This is a genomic window from Sphingorhabdus sp. EL138, assembly GCF_900258045.1.
Taxonomy (GTDB): Bacteria; Pseudomonadota; Alphaproteobacteria; order Sphingomonadales; family Sphingomonadaceae; genus Parasphingorhabdus.
In genome coordinates, this window is the sequence record NZ_OGVD01000003.1 from 656,498 (window position 1) to 676,834 (window position 20,337).

17 protein-coding genes are annotated in these 20,337 nt (G+C 51.3%); 7 read left to right on the forward strand and 10 right to left on the reverse strand.

Going from position 1 to position 20,337, the window contains the following annotated elements:
* Positions 1-6: 6 nt before the first annotated feature.
* Positions 7-519, reverse strand: coding sequence for a 5-(carboxyamino)imidazole ribonucleotide mutase (gene purE, locus DK507_RS09340; RefSeq protein ID WP_109356086.1), 513 nt, complete (start codon positions 517-519; stop codon positions 7-9).
* 338 nt (positions 520-857) lie between these two features.
* On the opposite strand from purE, the gene DK507_RS09345 reads away from it, so the two are divergent.
* Positions 858-1,337: a GGDEF domain-containing protein gene (locus DK507_RS09345; protein WP_162558984.1), complete on the forward strand. Its 480-nt coding sequence runs from the start codon at positions 858-860 to the stop codon at positions 1,335-1,337.
* A 25-nt stretch (positions 1,338-1,362) separates the two neighbouring features.
* Here the strand turns inward: DK507_RS09345 and gpmA are convergent, their stop codons facing one another.
* From gpmA to DK507_RS09365, 4 genes are all read right to left on the reverse strand, one after another.
* Positions 1,363-2,049, reverse strand: coding sequence for a 2,3-diphosphoglycerate-dependent phosphoglycerate mutase (gene gpmA, locus DK507_RS09350; RefSeq protein WP_109356088.1), 687 nt, complete (start codon positions 2,047-2,049; stop codon positions 1,363-1,365).
* Positions 2,050-2,202: 153 nt separating this feature from the next.
* Complete coding sequence (locus DK507_RS09355) at positions 2,203-3,174, reverse strand: HupE/UreJ family protein (protein WP_109356089.1); 972 nt, start codon at positions 3,172-3,174, stop codon at positions 2,203-2,205.
* On the reverse strand, positions 3,171-3,998 hold the full coding sequence (locus tag DK507_RS09360) for a peptidylprolyl isomerase (RefSeq protein WP_109356090.1): 828 nt from the start codon (positions 3,996-3,998) through the stop codon (positions 3,171-3,173). Before DK507_RS09360 ends, DK507_RS09355 begins: the two co-directional genes overlap by 4 nt.
* A 15-nt stretch (positions 3,999-4,013) precedes the next feature.
* Positions 4,014-5,924 (reverse strand): DUF3604 domain-containing protein, encoded by a 1,911-nt coding sequence (locus DK507_RS09365; RefSeq protein WP_109356250.1) that lies wholly within the window; start codon positions 5,922-5,924, stop codon positions 4,014-4,016.
* 529 nt (positions 5,925-6,453) lie between these two features.
* Here DK507_RS09365 and DK507_RS09370 point away from each other — a divergent pair.
* The gene (locus DK507_RS09370) at positions 6,454-9,054 is read left to right on the forward strand and encodes a TonB-dependent receptor (protein ID WP_254054318.1); all 2,601 of its coding nucleotides are present in this window, start codon (positions 6,454-6,456) and stop codon (positions 9,052-9,054) included.
* A gap of 133 nt (positions 9,055-9,187) precedes the next feature.
* On the opposite strand, the gene DK507_RS09375 is transcribed toward DK507_RS09370, so the two are convergent.
* From DK507_RS09375 to DK507_RS09385, 3 genes are all read right to left on the reverse strand, one after another.
* The gene (locus DK507_RS09375; RefSeq protein WP_109356091.1) at positions 9,188-9,580 is read right to left on the reverse strand and encodes a hypothetical protein; all 393 of its coding nucleotides are present in this window, start codon (positions 9,578-9,580) and stop codon (positions 9,188-9,190) included.
* Positions 9,581-9,629: 49 nt separating this feature from the next.
* Positions 9,630-10,205: a PadR family transcriptional regulator gene (locus tag DK507_RS09380; protein ID WP_109356092.1), complete on the reverse strand. Its 576-nt coding sequence runs from the start codon at positions 10,203-10,205 to the stop codon at positions 9,630-9,632.
* A 152-nt stretch (positions 10,206-10,357) separates the two neighbouring features.
* The gene (locus tag DK507_RS09385) at positions 10,358-11,263 is read right to left on the reverse strand and encodes a LysR family transcriptional regulator (RefSeq protein ID WP_109356093.1); all 906 of its coding nucleotides are present in this window, start codon (positions 11,261-11,263) and stop codon (positions 10,358-10,360) included.
* 101 nt (positions 11,264-11,364) lie between these two features.
* Between DK507_RS09385 and DK507_RS09390 the strand changes: the two genes are divergently transcribed.
* From DK507_RS09390 to DK507_RS09400, 3 genes are read left to right on the forward strand one after another with little or no spacing between them, the layout of a single operon-like run.
* Positions 11,365-12,210 (forward strand): enoyl-CoA hydratase/isomerase family protein, encoded by an 846-nt coding sequence (locus tag DK507_RS09390; protein ID WP_109356094.1) that lies wholly within the window; start codon positions 11,365-11,367, stop codon positions 12,208-12,210.
* Positions 12,211-12,268: 58 nt separating this feature from the next.
* On the forward strand, positions 12,269-13,048 hold the full coding sequence (locus DK507_RS09395; RefSeq protein ID WP_216822369.1) for a CmcJ/NvfI family oxidoreductase: 780 nt from the start codon (positions 12,269-12,271) through the stop codon (positions 13,046-13,048).
* Positions 13,049-13,066: 18 nt separating this feature from the next.
* Positions 13,067-13,876, forward strand: coding sequence for an SDR family NAD(P)-dependent oxidoreductase (locus tag DK507_RS09400; RefSeq protein ID WP_109356095.1), 810 nt, complete (start codon positions 13,067-13,069; stop codon positions 13,874-13,876).
* Positions 13,877-14,155: 279 nt separating this feature from the next.
* Here the strand turns inward: DK507_RS09400 and DK507_RS09405 are convergent, their stop codons facing one another.
* Entirely contained in the window at positions 14,156-15,178 is a 1,023-nt protein-coding gene (locus tag DK507_RS09405) for a LacI family DNA-binding transcriptional regulator (RefSeq protein WP_109356096.1), read from the reverse strand.
* A gap of 358 nt (positions 15,179-15,536) precedes the next feature.
* Between DK507_RS09405 and DK507_RS09410 the strand changes: the two genes are divergently transcribed.
* Positions 15,537-18,002, forward strand: a complete 2,466-nt coding sequence (locus DK507_RS09410; protein ID WP_109356097.1) for a TonB-dependent receptor — start codon at positions 15,537-15,539, stop codon at positions 18,000-18,002.
* Between the two features lie 169 nt (positions 18,003-18,171).
* Here DK507_RS09410 and DK507_RS09415 read toward each other — a convergent pair whose 3' ends face one another.
* On the reverse strand, positions 18,172-19,182 hold the full coding sequence (locus DK507_RS09415) for a polyketide cyclase (RefSeq protein ID WP_109356098.1): 1,011 nt from the start codon (positions 19,180-19,182) through the stop codon (positions 18,172-18,174).
* 200 nt (positions 19,183-19,382) lie between these two features.
* On the opposite strand from DK507_RS09415, the gene DK507_RS09420 reads away from it, so the two are divergent.
* Complete coding sequence (locus DK507_RS09420) at positions 19,383-20,333, forward strand: cupin domain-containing protein (protein ID WP_109356099.1); 951 nt, start codon at positions 19,383-19,385, stop codon at positions 20,331-20,333.
* Positions 20,334-20,337 lie beyond the last annotated feature (4 nt).

Genomic DNA, 20,337 nt, shown 5'->3' on the forward strand with positions numbered 1-20,337 from the left:
AGCTTACTATTCTGGCTGATCGGCCACGGCAGCGCTTTGCTCGGCGCGCCATTTATCCAGACGGAGACCCAGAGCTTCGTCGTCATTTGCCAGAATCGCAGCGGCCAGCAAGGCGGCATTTTTTGCACCTGCATCGCCAATGGCCAAAGTACCGACCGGAATACCCGCCGGCATCTGCGCAATGGAAAGCAGGCTGTCGACGCCATTTAAGGTGCGTGATTGTATAGGCACGCCAAGTACAGGCACCCGTGTTATTGCTGCCGCCATGCCCGGCAGATGCGCAGCGCCGCCAGCGCCGGCGATAATCACTTTTAACTTCCGCGAGGCCGCCGCTTTGGCATAGTCGTAGAGCCGATCCGGCGTCCGGTGTGCCGAAATAATCCTGACTTCATACGCGACATCCAGCTGTTCCAGTATCTCGGCTGCAAGGCGCATGGTCACCCAGTCAGACTGGCTGCCCATGATGATGCCAATTTGCGGCGTGGTCTGGTGGCCGGTTTTCGGCGTGGCTTCGGTCATGCTTGCACCTGAATAGTGTCGCGGAAGCAAAATCGTTTAGCCATGAAATTCACCGCGCGCAATGCAGCAATGAGTATCCAGGTTATTATGCAAGACTATTTCAGCCTGTAGTTTTACAAAACAGGACTCTGACGGCTGTCGACTATCAATTTTGTTGACTATCCAATATCTAACAAACTAAAGGCCAAGAAAGCACAAATATTCGTTAAAAGAATATCGCTACAGGGGGTGGAAGATTGATAGGTGAAGCAACTAATAGCAATCAAGGTGAACAAAAATGCACCCATTGTACTGCTCTTCAATCAGAAAATATGCGATTGAGAGAAGAGCTTGTTAAAATGGAAATGCGCGCAAATCATGATGCTCTGACGGGATTGCCGAATCGCCGTTTTTTCATTGAGAGTCTGGAAAAACGTATCATGCGGTGTCAACGCTATGGAGATAATACGGCTCTGCTCTTTCTTGATGTCGATGATTTAAAGGCAGTCAATGATGCCCATGGACATGGGGCAGGCGACGCATTGTTGGTCTGTCTGGCCAAAATATTGAAAGGCAATATCCGAGTTTGCGATATGGTCGCGCGGATCGGCGGAGATGAATTCGCGCTGCTCCTCGACAATCTTGACGCCGACCGGGTGGAGAAAAAGATTCTCTCCCTGATCGACCTTATCCAATCGGCTGACCTGAAATATGATGGCCAGGTTTTAAAACTTGGCGCTGCCATCGGCTACAGCTTTGTCGGACCTGCAGATACGGTGGCTGCCCTGATGTCTCGCGCCGATGAAGCCATGTATCGGTCAAAAAGGGATGACGGTTAAAAAGGGCCGCCAGTGCCCACCGCATTTATCTTTCCGACAGGTAATAACGTTCTTTTTCATTCAGATCATCGTCCAGATCATAGATAATCGGCTGCCCGGTCGGAATTTCCAGACCGGTAATTTCATCATCCGAAATGCCCGACAGATGTTTGACCAGCGCACGCAGGCTATTGCCATGCGCAGAGATCAGGATGCGCTTGCCTGACTGGAGTTCCGGTGCAATCCGTGTTTTCCAATAGGGCAGTACGCGGGCAATTGTATCTTTCAGACTCTCGGTCGCAGGCACTTCAATCCCGGCATAGCGCGGGTCGGAGGACATTTGGTATTCGCTGTCGGCGGCCATTGGCGGCGGCGGCGTATCAAAGCTGCGGCGCCAGATATGCACCTGCTCATCACCATGTTTGTCTCGGGTTTCCTGTTTGTTGAGACCGGTCAACCCGCCATAATGCCTCTCGTTCAGCCGGTAGTTTTTCTCCACTGGTAGCCATAGACGGTCCATTTCTTCCAGCGCCAGGTTCAGCGTCTTGATCGCACGGCTTTGCAAGCTGGTAAAACACAAATCCGATTCAATGCCCTTTTCTTTCATCAGGCGGCCCGCCGCTCTGGCTTCTTCAATTCCCTTTTCGGTGACATCAACATCCCACCAGCCGGTGAATCGATTCTCCAGATTCCATTGTGACTGGCCATGACGAAGAAGGATGAGCTGAGGCATAGGATGTCCTTAAATTTGCTGTTGAGAAACCTGTAGCGGTGAAGGCGGGGTCCGCCAAGCCAGATAATGATGACGGGGTATAGTTATAGACCGCGAAATATATGAAAATTCGTCCTGCGGGAAAGCGATTTCACTACTGCTGCTGTCGGTCGATTACAGGATCCGGCTAAGCGTGTAAAAGGCCCCGAGCCCGCCCACCAGATAGACGGCTGGTATCTCCACCCATTTCCGCCGATCAACAGGTGACCGGCCGATCAGCCATAACGCCGCCAATATGGCACCCACGAACAGGATCTGTCCGATCTCCACGCCCAGATTGAACAGCAACAATGCCCAGATTTCTTGACCTCTGGGTAGGCCGATATCGGCCAGCGCCCCCGCGAAACCCAGGCCGTGGAGCAAACCAAAGCCCAGCGCGATCAACCATGGTCGGCGGATGGTCAGGCTTGTTTTTCCGGCCCATTTGCGGACCACTTCGACGGCGAGGAAGAATATAGACAGCGCGATCAGTAACTCCACCGGCTTGCTCGGTAAGCTGAACAGACCGAGCGCGGTAATCGCCAAGGTTATGCTGTGGCCCAGCGTGAAGGCGGTGATCACCCAAAGCAGTTTGCGCACCGGGGTGAGCAGCAACAGGCCAAGGACGAACAACAAGTGATCCCAGCCGAACAGCATATGCTCTGCACCGATTTGCAGATAAGCGCGAGCAGGGGATCCACCGGGATCGCCCAAGGCAAAAGACGCACTGGCCGGGCGCAGAATATGCGTAGTCTCTTCGCCATCCGCCGTGCTCAGGCGGACAAAGACGTCGGTGAGCGTCCGATCGAGGCCTTCGATCATGACACGGCCTTTGTCGAGCTGACATGAAACCTGCCAGCTTTCGACAATTGCGTCACCGGAAATGACTTGACGTGTCGTCTCCGTCGCCGGGCACTGGTCCGGCAGTACAGGACGCATTTTGAGCTTGCGGCCGGACAGGATTGGCTGTTTCCAGACGACCGCAACAGTGCCGCCGGATTGCTCGGTCAGTTCGAGAGCGGCTGGCCGGATTTCATGGGCATTGGCTGATATGCCGCAGAGCCAGATGAAGAGAGCCCAAAGAAAACTGAGCCGTATGATTGTCACTCGTCTGCGCCCTCAATCACCACATCATAACCGCGCACCAGCTCTTGCAGTGCCGCTTGCTTGGCCTTGGTGCTCTGGTCTTCTTTCCATGCCGCGGCGACCTCGGCCCTGATCGGTTCGAAATTCGCCTCCGCTGCATCGTCAATCGCTTCGATGCGAACCAGATGCAGTCCGAATGCAGACCCGATGGGTGGGCTCCATTGTCCAGGCGACAGTTTGAAGATCGCGCTGGCAAAATCCGGTCCGAACAGACGGGTCACTTCACTTTCCGGTATCGCGGCATAGCTGCGCTTCTGGATGAAGGGATCGCCCAGGCCTTTCCAATCTGTTCCTGGTTGCAGGTTCTGCAAAGTGTCGGCCGCTACCCTTTCAATCGCACCACCATGTTTCTCCGGACTGAGATAGATATGGATAAAACTCCGACGTTCTGGCGCGGCAAACTTGTCGCGGTTTGCGTCAAACCATGACTCTAACTCGGCATCAGAAGGATTGTCCGCCGTGCTTTCGCCACTAACCAGAAAATCCATTTTCTGTGCCAGGCGGCGCTTGATGATCGTGTCATCATCGCCAAGGCCAAGCCGCCGGGCCTCGCGCACCAATACCTCCTGTTGCACATATTGGTCGATAATCTGCTGTTTATCCTCACCAGTGGGAAAGCGACCGGCGGTGTTGGCCCATAGCGCGCTCAACCGGTCTATCTCGGCGGCGCTGACAGTGATCGTCCGGCCTTGCTCCCCTTGATAGCCGTTCCAGAGATGATTGATGGCAACCAATGCCAGCCCGATCAGAACGAAATGCGTGATCGGATCTCGAAATATTTTCACAGATTATCCCGTCAATCAGGCCTTGGTCGGCACATACCAGATGGGTGAAGACCAGGCGCGTTCCTGAATGGTTTTTTGCAAGGCCGGGTTAGGCGGTACGCCTGCGCGTATCGCGTCCCATGTTGACCAGCGGCAAACGGGATTCTCCAGCACCCGGACATAATAGGATGCGCGTTGTCCCGCCTTATGCTCAAGATCGCGCCAGAATGTCTTGAGTTCCGGCGCCCCTTTGTTGGTCGAGATGGAGCAATCAGACAGATTGACTGTCGCGCCATTGTCAGGACAGCGCGCAGTGGCCGGATCGACTGATCCGCCATCGGAACAGGCAACATCAAAAACCTTTTCATTGGTCTTGCCGCCATCAGTCCAGACTTTGACGATCTGTACCCGCTGCAAGGGTGCGCTCATCGCGTCGCGCATAGCCCAAACGATAAACCCGGGAGCCTTGTCCTCACCAACCAGGTCGCCGCCCATGGCAACGCCATCCTTATAGGCTTTGGATACCATTTCCGGATCATCCAGCATGGCGGCATCAAAATCAAAACCGCCAAAGAAGCGCAATTTTATCCGGGTGCCGGTGGTTGCATAAGTTTCCTTGCGCCGCATCGCGTCAAATATCGCCTCGCGGGTATTTTCTTCGGCCCAGACTGCCGCATAGCCGGATGCGCCCCAGCGTGAGAACCAGCTCGCCGCGCGCGGATCGACCGTTACGCCTTCCCAGCTTTTCTTGCCGCCCGGCGGGACGGAGCCTCGTGATTCCGGCGTGCCATCAACGACGCCGATTTTGGACCAGAAATTCTTTTCGTCAAATGATCCGCCGGCGACATGAGTGTCGGTAGATCCAATCAAGCCGAATTGAAACGGGTTGCTGCCGATTTTGTCTCCCAGCATCAAGCCATTGGCGTAAGCCTGCCTGACATAGTCGCCGCTGCTTGTCTTGGACTTGATCTGTGAAGACAGCAGATATTCGTAAATGCCGAAATCCGCCCACTCATCATTTGGTGAGAGGGACGGATGGGTTTCTGATGTGCCCTTGACCTGTGTGATCTCGACAATTGGCTCATTGCGCATGCGTTGATCGGCATAGGCTTTGGTCAGCGGCTGGCCATTATAGGTTTCCAGCTTGAACATTTCGCCGTCCGACACATTGCTGTTATGCGGAATCGAAAGTCCGTCAATCCCGGCTGCGCGTTGTTCGTCCATCCATGACCATAAATCTTCTGGGTTGCTCGATTCCAGCGTGCCAAAGGGCATGTCGGGGGCGGAATCGCGGAATACGACATTGCGGTGCAGATTTCCGCCGGCAAAACCACCGCCTTCGCCTTGCGTCACCCGCGTGGCGGTATATTCATAGGCGGCGAACGTCGTGAATTTACCCGGCTTATAATATTTGTCTGCCGCATCGACAGTGGCTTTCCACACGTCTCCGATGATTTTGGCATCGTAAACACCATCCATTTTTCGGCCGTCGCGAACCGATCCACCAATCAGCTGGAAGGCGGCAATAATTTTATCAGGATCCGTGCTGAACATATCCTTTGCCATCTCAAGCTTTGAAATTTCCGTGCCTTCGGTGTCCATTGCCGGTAAGTGGCCCAGATAAGCTGCATGATCGGTGACCGCCATGAAATCCAGCGCCGGACCTTCGAGTTTCAGATCATAGCCGGACGGATGGGTGATACCCTCGCCTATGCCGAATTTATATGCATCTTCCGGTGTTGTGCGGACATTGAAAATATAGGCGTCAAAGCTGTTGCGGGTATGAATGTGGAGGTCGCCAAAATAGACATTGCGGTCAGGATTGGGTTGCTCAAGCGTCTCGCCCGGGGCGAGCGCGATGCCAGTTTTCTCCTGCGTATCGGTGTCACCGGAACAACCGGCCATCAGCGCACCCATTGCCGTTAGCGTCAAAAAATTGCGTATCATCTCCATCTCCCTCCCCGTCGGGATTTAATGGCCCAGTTAAAACACTTATGCAAGTATAACCGCAGTGGACCAAATTTCTGATCGTCAAGGCGCGCTGGAAATCCCCTCTTCCTGATTGGTTTTGGGGCACCGTGCCGCGTCGCTGCAATGTTTGCGAGTTGACCACAAGTTCCCAGAAAAGCTCAATGCTTAGAAATTGTTACGCGATATTCCAGTCTTGCGATGAAGCCTGTTTCAGCTACCTGTTTGTGCGCCGGATTCACAGACTCCGCCTGATGGTATGCAGGACGCATCAAATATACCACAGATAGTGTTTTGAGCGTTGATTTTGACTGAAATCTGTCATTTTACATTGTATCATTTTTGCCACTGCGCGGCTTTTTCTGTGTCGATCCGCCGATATCAGCTTGATTTAGCGGTCTAATTAAACGACCTGTGTCCTGCGACCGACGCAATAAGTTCAGCATCCCCTCCCCATTTTATAGGGATAAATGACAGGCGCCGGAGAGTTCAACGGGAGAGAATGATTATGAAGAGTTTGAATCGCGTCCTTATGGCAGCACTGTGTACGAGTGCCATGACAGTGCCAGCATACGCGCAAGATCAAGGTGCTGAAGAAACAGTTGATGATAATGTCATCATCGTGACCGCGACGCGCCGCGCCGAAGACGTGCAAGATATTCCGATTGCTGTGACGGCGGTTAGCCCGGTTCAGTTGGAGCAACAAGGCGTTGTCAACGTTCAGAATATCGGCAGCGTTTCCCCAAGCTTCTCAACCTCCAATGCGCAAACCGCATCGGGTACGGTTGTGCTGCGCATAAGAGGTGTCGGTACCACATCAAACAATATCGGCTTTGAATCCGCGGTCGGCATCTTTGTCGACGGCGCATATCAGTCCCGCCCAGGCGTCGCGCTTGGTGAGTTTGTTGACGTCGAACGTGTCGAAGTCCTTCGTGGCCCACAAGGCACCCTGTTCGGACGCAACACTTCGGCCGGTGCTTTGAATATCACCAACAAGCGTCCAGACCTGGATGAATTTGGCGGCTTCGTAAACGCGACCTATGGCAATTTTGATCATATCAGCGTGCAGGGTGCCATCAATGCGCCGATTATCGAGGATACGCTCGCATTTCGTCTGACCGGCGCTTATCGGCAGCGCGATGGATTTGTGGATGTCGTTGACAGCACGGGCAACCAGATCGCCGAATCCAATGAAACAGATCAGTATCTTGTTCGCGGGCAACTTGGCTTCGAAAGTGATAGCGGCATTCAGGCGCGCTTGATTGCTGACTATTCACAGAGCACGGCAAGTTGTTGCAGCGCCGTTGAGCTTCTGCGTTCCGGCGTTGAAACCTCAGGCCTGTTTGCCGCTGTAGGACTTGGTCTGCGCGGCGGGCAAGCTGGCGTTAACGCAGCGACAAGTCCATTTGATACCGGAAATGCCCAACTTGCAGTGGATGACAGACTATCAACAGAAAGCTTCCCATCCGACAGCAAGATAAGCCAATGGGGCATAACAGGTGAGCTGGAATTCCCATTGGGAGACAATGCCGATCTCATCTACATTGGCTCCTATCGGGAATTTGAAGCACGGAATGCTTATGACTCCGATTTCTCTGGCATAGATGTATTCAACGTCATCCCCGACTTCGGCTTTGGTGGTGGAACAGAAATCAACACCATGACCCACGAATTGCGTGTTCAAGGCGAAGCTTTTGACGGTGCCCTCGACTGGCTTGTCGGTGCCTATTACTCGGACGAAGACATCAGCCAGACCGCTAACTTCGGTTTGGGTGCAGACTATGATCGTCTAGTTGGTGCCCTGTTGGCCGCTGGCACCGGCGGCGCCACGCTGAACCCGGCGAGCCCACTATACGCAGGCGGTGCCACCTTCCTTGGCGCGACACCGTTGCAGAATTTGACCGGCGTCGATCCGTCAACTGTGCAGACCGCCAATGCTTATACCCAAAACAGCAAAAGCTGGTCGATCTTTACACACAACACGTTGGAAGTAGCCGATGGTCTGAAACTGACTGTTGGTTTGCGCTATTCTGACGAGAGCAAGGATGGTTCGTTCAGCCAACCTGGCATCAACAACAATCTGTGCCCAGCTACATTGGGTCAAGTTGCCGCGGGTAACGCTGTACCCGATCTGATTGGTAGCATTTTGGGATTAGGTTGTTTTGCCTTTACCGCACCGGCTATCGGCAATGATGCGATTGCATTCCCGCTGCCGCGTCCGTTCGATACAACGTTTAGCGATGAAGAGCTGATCTATACTGGTAAGGTAAGCTACGAATTTGCTTCACCGGTCACAATATATGCCAGCTTCACGCATGGCTATAAATCAGGGGGCTTCAACCTCGACTCCACGGCTGCAGCTGGTGGCGCTGATCCGCGCTTTGCTTCGGAAGAAGTTGATGCCTATGAAGTTGGCCTGAAAGCCAAATTCCTTGATAATGCTGTAACTTTAAACGTTGCTGGATTTCATGAGGAGTTTACCAACTTTCAGGTTCTGGAATTTACCGGAGCGCAGTTCAGAACGTTTAACGTGCCGGTTGCAAAATCGACGGGTGTTGAACTTGAAACGGTTATCCGTCCGGATGACAATTTTACAATCAATGGTGGATTGACCTACACGGATGCAAGATATCCGGGCAATTGTGCGGGTACGCTAACGTCTCCGAATGTTGTCAATCTATGCGGCAACTCGTTGACCAATGCTCCGAAATGGGTGGGTATCATGGGGGCGACCTATGATCGTGATTTGGGCAGTAGCCTGAAGTTCTTCGTGAACGGCCAAATCCGTATGGAAAGTGATCGCCGGACGTCAACGCAGGCCAGCTTGGTTCCAAATGCTGCGCAAATTACGGCAGCCGGAAGCGTTCAGGCCGCCGCAGCAGCGACAGCTTTGAACCCGTTTGATATTCAAGACAGCAATATCAAGATCAACATGCGTGCCGGTATCGGTGACATTGACGACGCTTGGGGTATTGAGGCCTGGGTGACCAACCTGACCAATGAAGTGACGCGCGGTGTTACGTTCAACACGGTGCTGCGCTCCGGTTCGCGGTCAGCATTTGTTCAAGAACCGCGCATGTTTGGCTTGACGCTTCGCGGCAAGTTTTGATCCTTCTCTCCCGTTGGATCAAACGAGGCGGTCGGTTGGGGAACCGGCCGCCTTTTTTGTTTACGACGATCTACGCAAAACTGGCTATTCCAAATGTTGTGGCAAGATAGAACTCCAGAGAGCTAATTTGTTTTTAGAGCGCTACAGTGGTTTTTTGTTTGGATTTCTGTAAATTCCAGATGACCCACAGGCTGGCCCATGCGGGAATCTGGATCAGCAGAAAATTGGTCGCTGATACATCGTCAAGCAACATACCTCGGTGGAAGAAAATGGCGATATGATAGATTGCATGGAGAGCAGGCCAGATACAGGCGAACATCCCGACCGAAGCATCACGGAATGCCCATAATATGCCGCCACCCATCACCCCATAGGCGATACCGATATCGCGAACGAAATGCTTATGATACAAACCCATCTGGGCGATGCCAGGTACGGTGTCATACCACCATTGCGGGGCGAACCACATCACCAGTCCGTTGATGATGTAAGCGAGACCGACAGACCATAAAATTAGCTTATTCATTTGGTTCCTCCATATTTCGCGATCCGTTTTGTAACGCAGTTTGCGCCAGTCACGACTCAGCTCGTTTGATGGGGATCACTGAACTTAGTTCTTGGACGCGCTGTTCGCTCAATTCTTCCAAAGCATGGGCGCACCAACTGGCCCATTCCCGTTCATTTCTTACGCCAACTTCCAGGGCCAGTTTCCTCCCCAAATCCGCCAGTGACTGGGCTTTGCCAATTTTGTTGTGAATCGCTTCATATTGCATCTGGCGATCTTTATGCCGATCCAGTCGCAGAAACAGATTCTCCCGCAGTGCCTTTAGGTTAACCGACTCGATTCCATAAAGTTGCACCAGAAAATCATCTTTCATCGGCTGCGGCTCCGAAGGAGATTGAGACCAGTCGAAAAGATCCGAACGTCCCGGTTCGGTAATCTCAAAGACAATGCGATTGGGCTTGCCGGTTTGTTCGACCTCTTCCGATTTGACGAAGCCTTTCTCTTTCAGCTTTCGCAGCTCACGATAGATTTGGGAATGCTGGGCACGCCAAAACAGACCTGTCGACTTGTCGAACTGTTTGGCCACGTCATAGCCGGTTTTAGGTCCGTCAGTGAGGGCAACTAATATTGCATATCGTAATGACATGAAACCTCTCCCATATGATACTAATCACATATTTTTATATGATATTTGTATCATATGAGTCAAGCTTCGCGTGGAGGGCAGTATTGTGATGATCGCTCTTGAGATTGAAATGTAGAGATATGACCGGTGTCCTCCAGCTGTAAAAACTGCTTCTAGCCAGCCGGCCATGTCATCCCGCCAATTCGATCAACCAAAAAGTCAATGAACACGCGTACTTTGGCCGTCAACACATTGGACTTTGGATAAACGAGCCACAGGGCTGCCTTATCATCAATCCGATAATCCGGGAGCACCCGTATCAGCGATCCCTCGGCAATTTCTCGATGAACCAGCCACGCGGCATTCATCGAAATTCCCGCTCCTGCAAGCGTAACCAATTTCTGGCTAAGACCATCATCCACGATCAGACGACAATCAGATGCGCCTGGATCAAAGACATGACTGTCACCATTTTGTGCCACGAGTTTCCGGGCGGTCTGTTTCTGAAAAGCGATGAGATTATGGGTGGTCAGATCAGCGGCTTTTAAAGGCCTGCCGTGCCGTGCGAGATAATCCGGAGAGGCGCATAATATCCGCGTATCATCACATAGTTTGCGGGCCTTGAAGCTGCTGTCATCTAGTGCTTGATTGCGTAGAGCCAGATCAAAACTACCTTCGATAAGATCAAAGCGCGTGTCAGACAGCCGCATATCCAGGGTGATTTCGGGATATTGCCGATGGAATTCAGGAAGGATCGGCATGATATAAAGCTGCGCAAAGGTGCTCGAGGCGGCAAAGCGTAACAGCCCTGAAGGCTCCGCCTTGGTCAGCCCCATCGCAGCAAGCGCCGCATCTTCCTGTGCCAATATTTCCCGAGCGTAAGGCAAGAAGTCTGCACCCTCAGCAGATAGAGACACTTTGCGGGTTGAACGATGCAAAAGATCGGCGCCAAAAGTCCGTTCCAATTTGGCGAGCCTTGAACTGGCAACCGCTGGAGCCAGACCCAATGCCCGCCCGGCCGCGCTGATGTTCCGTTTTTCCGCTGCCAAAACGAACAGGCGGACTGCGTCGGTATCCATTCATTATATCCAAAAAGCGAATAGTAAATTCTAATATGCGCTATTTATATCGAATTTGGCAATGATATCTTCACTGCAATCACCGCGAATGGAGAAATGCAATGAACAACGAGAAATACACCACATTCAATATCAAGGCTGAAGATGGCATCGCCTGGGTCACGTTTGATTACCCGCCCGTCAATATCCAGGGGTTGCCGATGATTGCCGATCTTGATCAGCTGGCCGAACAATTGGAAGCGCATCGGACGATTAAAGTGGTCGTATTTCAGTCCGCCAATCCAGAGATTTTCGTCGCTCATGCCGATACCAATTTCCTGAAAGACATATCGACAACCGCAGTTCCCCGCAATGAAGTAGAGCTACTCGATCTGCAGCGGGTGCTGGAACGCATCAGCAATCTGCCACAGGCGACCATTGCCAAGGTCGAGGGTTTTGCCCGCGGCGGCGGCCATGAATTTGCACTGGCCTGTGACATGCGTTTTGCAGCCCGCGGCAAAGCCAAGTTCATGCAGATGGAAGTGGGCATGGGCATATTGCCGTGCGGCGGAGGGTCTTCCCGCATGGCCCGCCAGACCGGACTCGGCCGGGCACTGGAGATTATTTTGGGCGCAAAGGATTTTGATGCCGATCAGGCCGAAGCCTATGGCACAATCAACAAGGCCCTCGATCCCGATGAGATCGGTCCTTATGTTGAAGCTTTGGCGAAACGCATTGCGCTATGGCCTGCGGAATCCATCAACGCCTGCAAACAGACTGTCTATGAATCCATCGACAAACCGATTGACGAGGCGCTGAAGGCTGAAGCCTATTGGCTTTACCAAGCCACTAGCCAGACGCCGGCGATCAAACGTTTTGCATGGGCCGATGAAAATGCTGCCCAATTCGATATGGATAACCAGCGTAGCTGGGAAGACGTAGTTGTAGGCGTTCAGGACGTCAATTGATTGCGAAGGCGGCGAAGAACTTTGCGTTTTTCGTCGTCGTTAGCCCTGAGGATCATCCATGCTTATGCAAGCTCGAGTTAATTATCATCGCGTGAACGATGAGCGCCCTGCTTATTATATTGATGCCGACGGCGTGACGGGCAAGATAATTGCTCCCGAGCATGAAGTGGCCCAGGTTCATGTCCGCGACGTGCGTACCGGCGAAGCGGATGTCCGTTTCGCGTCCGACAGCATAGCTTTCGTTCGGAACCCATCGCAGATTGTCGAGTTTGATGAAGATGAGAGTTGGCGAGGAATCTACGACGCTGAACTCACTCAATTCTTGAAAGAACAAATCGACGCTAAAGAAGTGCTGATATTCGACCATACTGTGCGGGTTGATGATCCGGATAGCGGCCGCCAACCCGCGCGCAATGTGCACAGCGACTACAGTCCTGAAGGGGCTCATCAACGGCTCCGTGACATTGTCGGTGAGCATCAGGCAGAGAATTGGAAAGCTGGACATTTTGCATTCATCAACCTCTGGCGCCCGGTGAAACATCCGATAACCAGTGCACCGCTCGGCTTTGTCTTGCCGAAATCTGTCGCAACCAAGGATTGGCGGTTGATTGACCTGATCTATCCCGACCGTATAGGGCAAATAATGGGTCTCGTCGCCAATTCGGCGCATCTATGGGTATACAACTCCCATATGACGCCAGATGAAGTCGCCTATTTCAATATCTATGACAATATGGGTCAGCCCTCCATCGCCCATAGCGCTTTGGACGTAGTGGATGGAAAGCATGATACGAGGCCACGAATGAGCATCGAAAGCCGCACCTTGGTGCGTTATTAGTTAGGAAAACTAGTCGTTATGAAAAAAACCATTCTGATAACCGGAGCCACGGATGGCATAGGGCTGGAAACGGCAAAAAGGCTTTGGACTGAAGGAGCCGATCTGCTCCTCCATGGCCGCAATCCAGCAAAGTTAGAGAAAGTTGCAGATGCTGTCTCGGCTTTGAGCGGCCACGGCACTGTCGAGACCCATGTAGCCGATCTATCAAACCTATCCGATGTAGCTGCTTTGGCTGAAGCAGTAATTGTCAAACAAAAGAAACTTGACGTATTGATCAATAATGCAGGGGTTTTTCATATTGCTGACCCTATCTTGGATAACGGACAGGACGTCCGTTTTGTAGTGAACACTCTCGCACCCTATCTACTGACGAAAAAATTTATGCCGCTACTTGGAGTCGAATCTCGCGTCGTCAATCTGTCTTCTGCAGCCCAAGCTGCTGTCGATCTGGACGCACTTCGGGGAAAGCGTCAGCTTTCGGATGGGGAAGCATATGCGCAGAGCAAGCTTGCTCTTACAATGTGGTCGTTTGCTCTGACGCAACAGATTGGAGATAGTGGTCCGATAATTATATCCGTAAACCCTGCTTCTATGCTGGGCAGCAAAATGGTGAAAGATGCTTATGGAGTGAACGGAGGTGATCTCCGTATTGGCGCCGATATTCTAACGCGCGCTGCCATGACGGATGAATTTGCAGATGCAAACGGCAAATATTTCGATAACGACAGAGGCATATTCACTGCACCGCATCCTGACGCGTTAGATGAGGACAAACGCAATGAAATAGTTGCTATTCTAGAAAATCTCTTGGGTGTTTTCCAAGCATAGATTTCTACACCCTAAGCACGAACTGCAATTTACCCCGGGCGGCGTCCGCATACTGTCAGATTGCTCATTATCAGGTAGCAATTTGACTGACAAGTGAACGCCGAAGCTATTGTCCGCTTTCGGGATAAAGCGGAATCCATCGGACGTCGGATTTTGGGGCGCTTATCAGACTTAAGAGAACGGTCGATAATTTTCCTTATGTGAAAGGGTAGACGGCCGACGTCCGCTTTGTCCCGAAAGCGGGCAGTTGCGATATGGTCAGAATTCCTAGAAGCAACATCAAGAAAGGCGAGCGGAAGTCCCTTCCATCAAAATACCAGAAAACACTCTTTTCTCATTTGCGATTTCCGGGTTTTCAATACGTTCTATCAGCATGTTTACAGCGGCTTCAGTCATGCGCCCAACTGGTTGGCGCACGGTGCTGAGGTCAAAACTTAGCCAATTTGCAGGGCCAACACCGTCAAATCCAACGACAGAAACATCATCCGGCACTTTCAGGTCATGCTCGAAACGCAGGGAATCAATCACGCCAATCGCACTCATATCATTCACGCACATGATGGCATCGGGAATATTTCCATGTTTTTCCAGTATTTTGTCAATTGCGGCAGCCCCGCATTCATAAGAAAAATCGCCATCGATTTTGACGATATCGGTAATTCCCAGCTCTCTAAGGCGTGCTTCACTTGCTTGCTCTCGCTCTTGTCCGACGACAGAATCTGGCGGACCGCAAATAATAGCTGCGCTGTTATGCCCGGATTCAACCAGACCAGTTGCAAGCGTTTCAGCACCCTCTGCTTGATCGCAGCATACTGCGCTTGCACTATGATCGTTGGAATGCCGGTTGTAGAAAACCAGAGGCTTTTTCCGACGCGAAAATTCGGCGATTTGCTTTTCGGAAAGTTTGGCGGCGGCTATCACCCCGTCGACTTGATATTGCCAGATTTGTTGCAGCGCATCTTCTGCATCGCTCTCTGCTTCCAGCGCGAACAACAATACGCGAATACCGCGTTTTGAAAACCGCTGACCAAGTTGGGCAAGGACTTCAGGATAATATAGATTGGTCAGATTGGGAATAATCACGGCGACAGAATTTGAACGTTTGGTGATCAGACTTCTTGCAATCGCGTTGGGTTCGTATCCCAACTCCTCTGCGGCTATCCTGACCTTTTCTCTCGTTTTTGCAGAAACTGACGCTCCGGCCTTGTAGCAGCGAGAGACAGCAGATTGAGACACTCCAGCCTTTTTTGCAACATCATAGGATGTGACGGGCTTGCCTCTACGTTTCTCAATATCCGCCATGTCTTTGGTTACCCCTCGCCGCTGTACCGGCATATCGTAGCTGTGACAGCCTTTCTATCAACAAAGCTACTGCCGATTGCAAGGCACCAGTGATATACTGATCAAGTGGTTCAAAAAAATTGCATGCGCATGCACCATTACATTCAATATCCAATCGGAACGCTTCCAGTGTATCAGATAGACAGAAATTTCTGCCTAATTTATATTATTGATAATTAACAATAATATTTCAAATCTGGCAAATCAGCAACAGTATCTCAGCATTTTGCATTCGAAGTCATTATTTTATTGCCATATTGCACGGTTGTGGATATCAAAATTTCAAACAGCGTTTGCATAAATTTAGGGAGGGAGTCGTATGGCTATATCAATTACAAAGAAATTAATGCTGGGTGCGTCAGGTAGTGCGTTGGCCATCGGAGGCTTTGCTCCGGCATATGCACAAGATGAGGCAGGCGCCGAAGACAGCAATGTAATCATTGTTACGGCGAACAAGAAAGAAGAGAGCATCCAGGATGTCAGTCTTTCTATTCAGGCTTTTGATGCAGAAGCACTCGACAAGGCCGGCATTACCGATGCGTCCCGGCTGGAGCTTTTGGTCTCGGGTGTTAACTACGCGTTTTCGGGCAACGATGCGAAATTCAATGTTCGCGGCGCGAACTCGAACAACACTTTCGCAGATAACGGCTCAATCGTCGGCGCGTATGTAGACGGCGTTTACAAAGCACGGGCATCGCAGCAAACACGGGCATTTTTTGACGTAGAACGGGTTGAATTCCTGAAAGGTCCGCAAGGAACTTTATATGGCCGTAATACATTTGCCGGTGCGCTGAACCTTCACACCACAAAGCCGGACCTCACAGACTTCTCAGCAGGGATAGAGGTTGGCTACGAGCGGTTCGATAGCGTCAAAGCCGAGGGATTCATCAATGTTCCGCTAGGCGATACATTTGCTGTGCGTTATGCCGGCTATATCCAGAAAAGCGATGGCTTCATTAACAATCTTGCCGGCCCAGATATTGGTCAGCAGGATGATAAAGGTTTCCGGATTAGCGCGCTTTGGGAGCCCACCGACAATTTCAATCTGATCGCCAGGCTGCAACATACGGCTGAAGATGGGCGCGAAGCAGGATTATTTGGTTACACCTTCCTTTGCCGGAATGTAACTCCATCGGGTCACACTGATGCCTTTGGATCAGAGCGCGATTGTGCCAATCCCAACCGCGGTTCTGCAGGCCTGGGGCCAGCAGCAAATAGTGGTGCTCCTGGCTCTGGCCCGCACACCATCGCGCAGGACTATGTGCCTGATGTGAATTTGGAAGAGACGGTTGTGTCGCTAGAAGCCAATCTTGACCTCGGTGCTGTCTCGATCAAGTCGATCAGCTCCTACACGGATTTCCAGAACCTGTTTGGGTTTGATTTTGATTTCGGGCCGAACCCACATGCCATTGGCGGCTTTGATGAAACACTGGAATCCTATAGCCAAGAATTGCAGTTCAACACCAATTTTGATGGGCCGTTTAACCTTACGGCAGGCGCTTATTATTCCAAAGAAGACACTTTTTATAGCTTCTCGATCTACAACCAGACGGTTCGCGACCCCGCTTTCCCGCGTGTAGTAGCTCCGGTTTTGGATAATGCGGGCAATCCGGTTCTGGATGGAATGGGCAATCCTTTGTCATTGCCTGTTTTGACGGCAACGCCAACTGTTGGCTTGAACCGCAGTCTCAATGGCTTTTTTGCAGATAGCGCGTTTTTGGATATCGAAACATTCGGTATCTATGGACAAGCAGAGTTTGAACTCACCGATCAGTTGCGTATCATCGGTGGTATTCGGTACAGTTCAGAGAAGAAGGAACTGACCGGCGGCGGTAGCAATTTTACCACCAACGGCCCTGTGACAGTCGTTCCAGGGGCGGCTGGTTCGTCTCCCGTAATTCTTCCTGATAGCCGCGATGTGTTCCTCATCAATGAGAATGCGGCTGGTGCCAATACGGCCAGCCGGACCTTTAACAATGTCGATTATAAAGTCGGCATTGAATTTGATGTCGCTGATGACGTGCTGCTATATGCCAACACGGCAACAGGTTTTCTGTCTGGTGTTGTAAACAACAATGGTTCAACGACTGATCAGCAAGATTCGCAAGTATATGAAATCGGCCTGAAGAGCATTTTGTTTGATGGCGATCTGACCTTCAACCTCGCGGGACATTATACGGAATATTCCAATCTTCTGTCGCAGTTCCAGGTCATTGATCCCAATACCGGAATCGGTGTTACGTTTAGTGAAAACGGCGGTTCGATCGAAGCCTATGGTGTGGAATTGGAAGCGGTTTATCGACCAACGCAAGAGTTGACCTTGGCGATGAACGCCGCTTGGCAGGATGTGCAGTTTGGAACATTTGGTCAAACAAGTCCTTATCAATTGAACAATGGCACCACGACTACCTTTGTCGATCTGTCAGGAGAAACACCAACATTCTCACCCGATCTGACAGTGTCCCTGACCGGCTCTTATGAATTTGATCTGGGTGAAGATTTTGGTTTCCTTACACCCTATGTCCAGTTCTATTATAGTGATGGATTTGGAACATCGAATTTGTTCGCCATTGATCCAGCCGCGTTCCAGAGCAGTTATACGAAAACCGACATACGTTTGGTTTGGGACTCGCCTGATCGGAACTATTCTATCGAAGCCTTTATCGAGAATATTGAAGATGAAGCAGTTCTGTCGCGGAGTAACAATAATGGCGGGGACGACTTGCTGCAGTCTTCCTACCTCTATCCGCAAAATTATGGACTGCGTCTGAAAGCGCGGTTCTGATAATCGCACTCCGGTCCTCGACCGGGGGACTGAGTTAAACAGGGGGTGGAAGGATCAAAGGCAAGCGATCCTTCCAATTTGGGAGAGGTGTTTCACCTCTCCCTTTTTTTGCCAATTGAATACACTCTGGGGTTTGGCCCGGTATAACTCCGTGCACCAACTATCGGATTTAAAGCCCTTGCATCTGACGATTGCGCTCCAACAGGTCGAGACCTTGCACGAAGAAATAATGTAACAGATCAATATATACCCAGTTCTCGGAGAGTCTGTCGCCTTCGCGGCGATAGACATCAACGACGCGCATTTCGCTTCGGCCAAGACCGGCCGGCATGCCGAGAAAGCTGCCTGACAGGCGGTTGTTCAGATTGGGCCAGCCGAAGAATCCAGCATAATTCCCTTCGGCAAATCTTGCCACATGGCCGTTATAGACCTTGTCAGTCAGGCCTTCCCGAAAAGGATATTGATGCTGCTGCTGATATCGCTCAATCGTGTAGGTTGAGCCAATACCGGTTGGTCCGTACCATGCCATATCTTCATGCCAGCTTCGCGCTAGATATTCCGGCGGGCATCTATCCTCACCTGACTTGTTGAGCCGATCAAGGTCCTCAATCATCTGGTTGAGGATCTGCATGGTGCGACTGGCCTCTGCAGGGGGCACCGGTTCATTCTGGACGCCGTCATTTGTTTTTGGACCAGGCTTGATAATGTCTGAACCCATTTGCGGCGGCAACGGATATTGATCCGCCTGCTGCATAACGCTCAATATATCGCAGAAAAATGCTGTCTCTTTGATCTTGCCATCCACTACGCAGTGAAATTCGGCATATGGCAGCATGGTCAGTTTGTGGTTCGGCCGAATGCCTAGCCATGGTTCATCGAATAGTCCCATGAAATGTCCGCTACTGCAAACCCAGGTGGAGCTGCCGTCGTCAACGTCATTCTGTCCGGCAAAAAATATAGTCTCCCGGCGTTGCAAGGAATGAAAAGCGCTGTGCAGCGGGGTCCAGAACGCATCTACCGCATGTTTCGCATCATCTTTGTCGGAAAATGGATGCATTCCGCGCCACTGATATTCTGGCACGGCATGGTCAGACAAAACATCGTAGAGGCCGGCCGATCCTGCCCGGTCAAATGCGTCCTGATATTCTCTTACAATCTGCTTTGCCTTTTGTAATTCCATGCTCAACGCATTCTCCCATTAGCAACGATACAGCTTATCTCATCGAATAATGACTTCGAATGCAATCATTTTTCGACTTTTAGCCTAAGACCGATTTCTGACTATCACAACCAGCCTATTTCTTTACAAAAATCTTTTCAATTTAATTTGACTTCGGATGCAAAAAAGCCAATAAATCGCAGTCTCAACGAGGGTAAAGCATGACAGTCCGTTCTCAAAATGAATCAGGCTCAGAGAAGCGCTCACCGGTTCAACTGGTTCGATATGAAGAGCTGATTCCGTGTTACAATGCCTTCATTGACACCCGCACACCTGGATCGGATCAGAAAGAGAATTTCACCATAATTGGCCCCGGCGTCTCGGAGAACCCGGACCAGCATGTCCATATCGCCGAACCGCATGGCTTTAACATTGGCGCAGCGCGTCAACCGCCTGGCTGCGTCAACTCACAGCATAGCCATGAAACCGAGGAAGTGTTTTTCGTGCACAAGGGGACCTGGTCCTTCGACCTTGGGGAGCATGGTGACGATGCCCGGATCACTTTGAAGCCTGGTGATCTGATATCCATTCCGACCCACGTCTTTCGAGGCTTCGAAAACATCGGCGATGACATGGGGTTTCTGTGGGCCGTGCTTGGTAGAGATGATCCTGGTCATGTGCTCTGGGCTCCAGAAGTTTTCAAGATGGCCGAAAAATATGGGCTTGTTCTTCTCGAAGATGGCAGCCTGATTGATACCAATGAAGGTGATGTCGTTCCCGCCAACAAGAAGCCGATGCCGGTTACCACTGGTGAGCAAGTTGCTGAGCTGAAAACATTCGACGAAGCGCAATTGCGGGCCTGTTGTACTTTCTCAGAACAATCAGTCAGCCGAAATCGCAAGTTAATTGCCGAAGACGGTGAATTGAATTGGCCGCACGGGTTTGAGGTCATTCAAACCCGCCTTGGTGAACAGGAATCAATTGATTCCTATGCGTTTGAGGGCTCCGAGGTGCTGTTTGTTCATGACGGCGAACTGACAATAGAGACAGCTGGTGAGGAGACAATTGTTCGCGCGGGCGACACTGCCACAATCACACCGGGATCGACACGGTCTTTCGCCAATAAATCATCAGGCGACGTCGTTTTTTTGGTTGTTCGCGGCAAATTATAAGCTG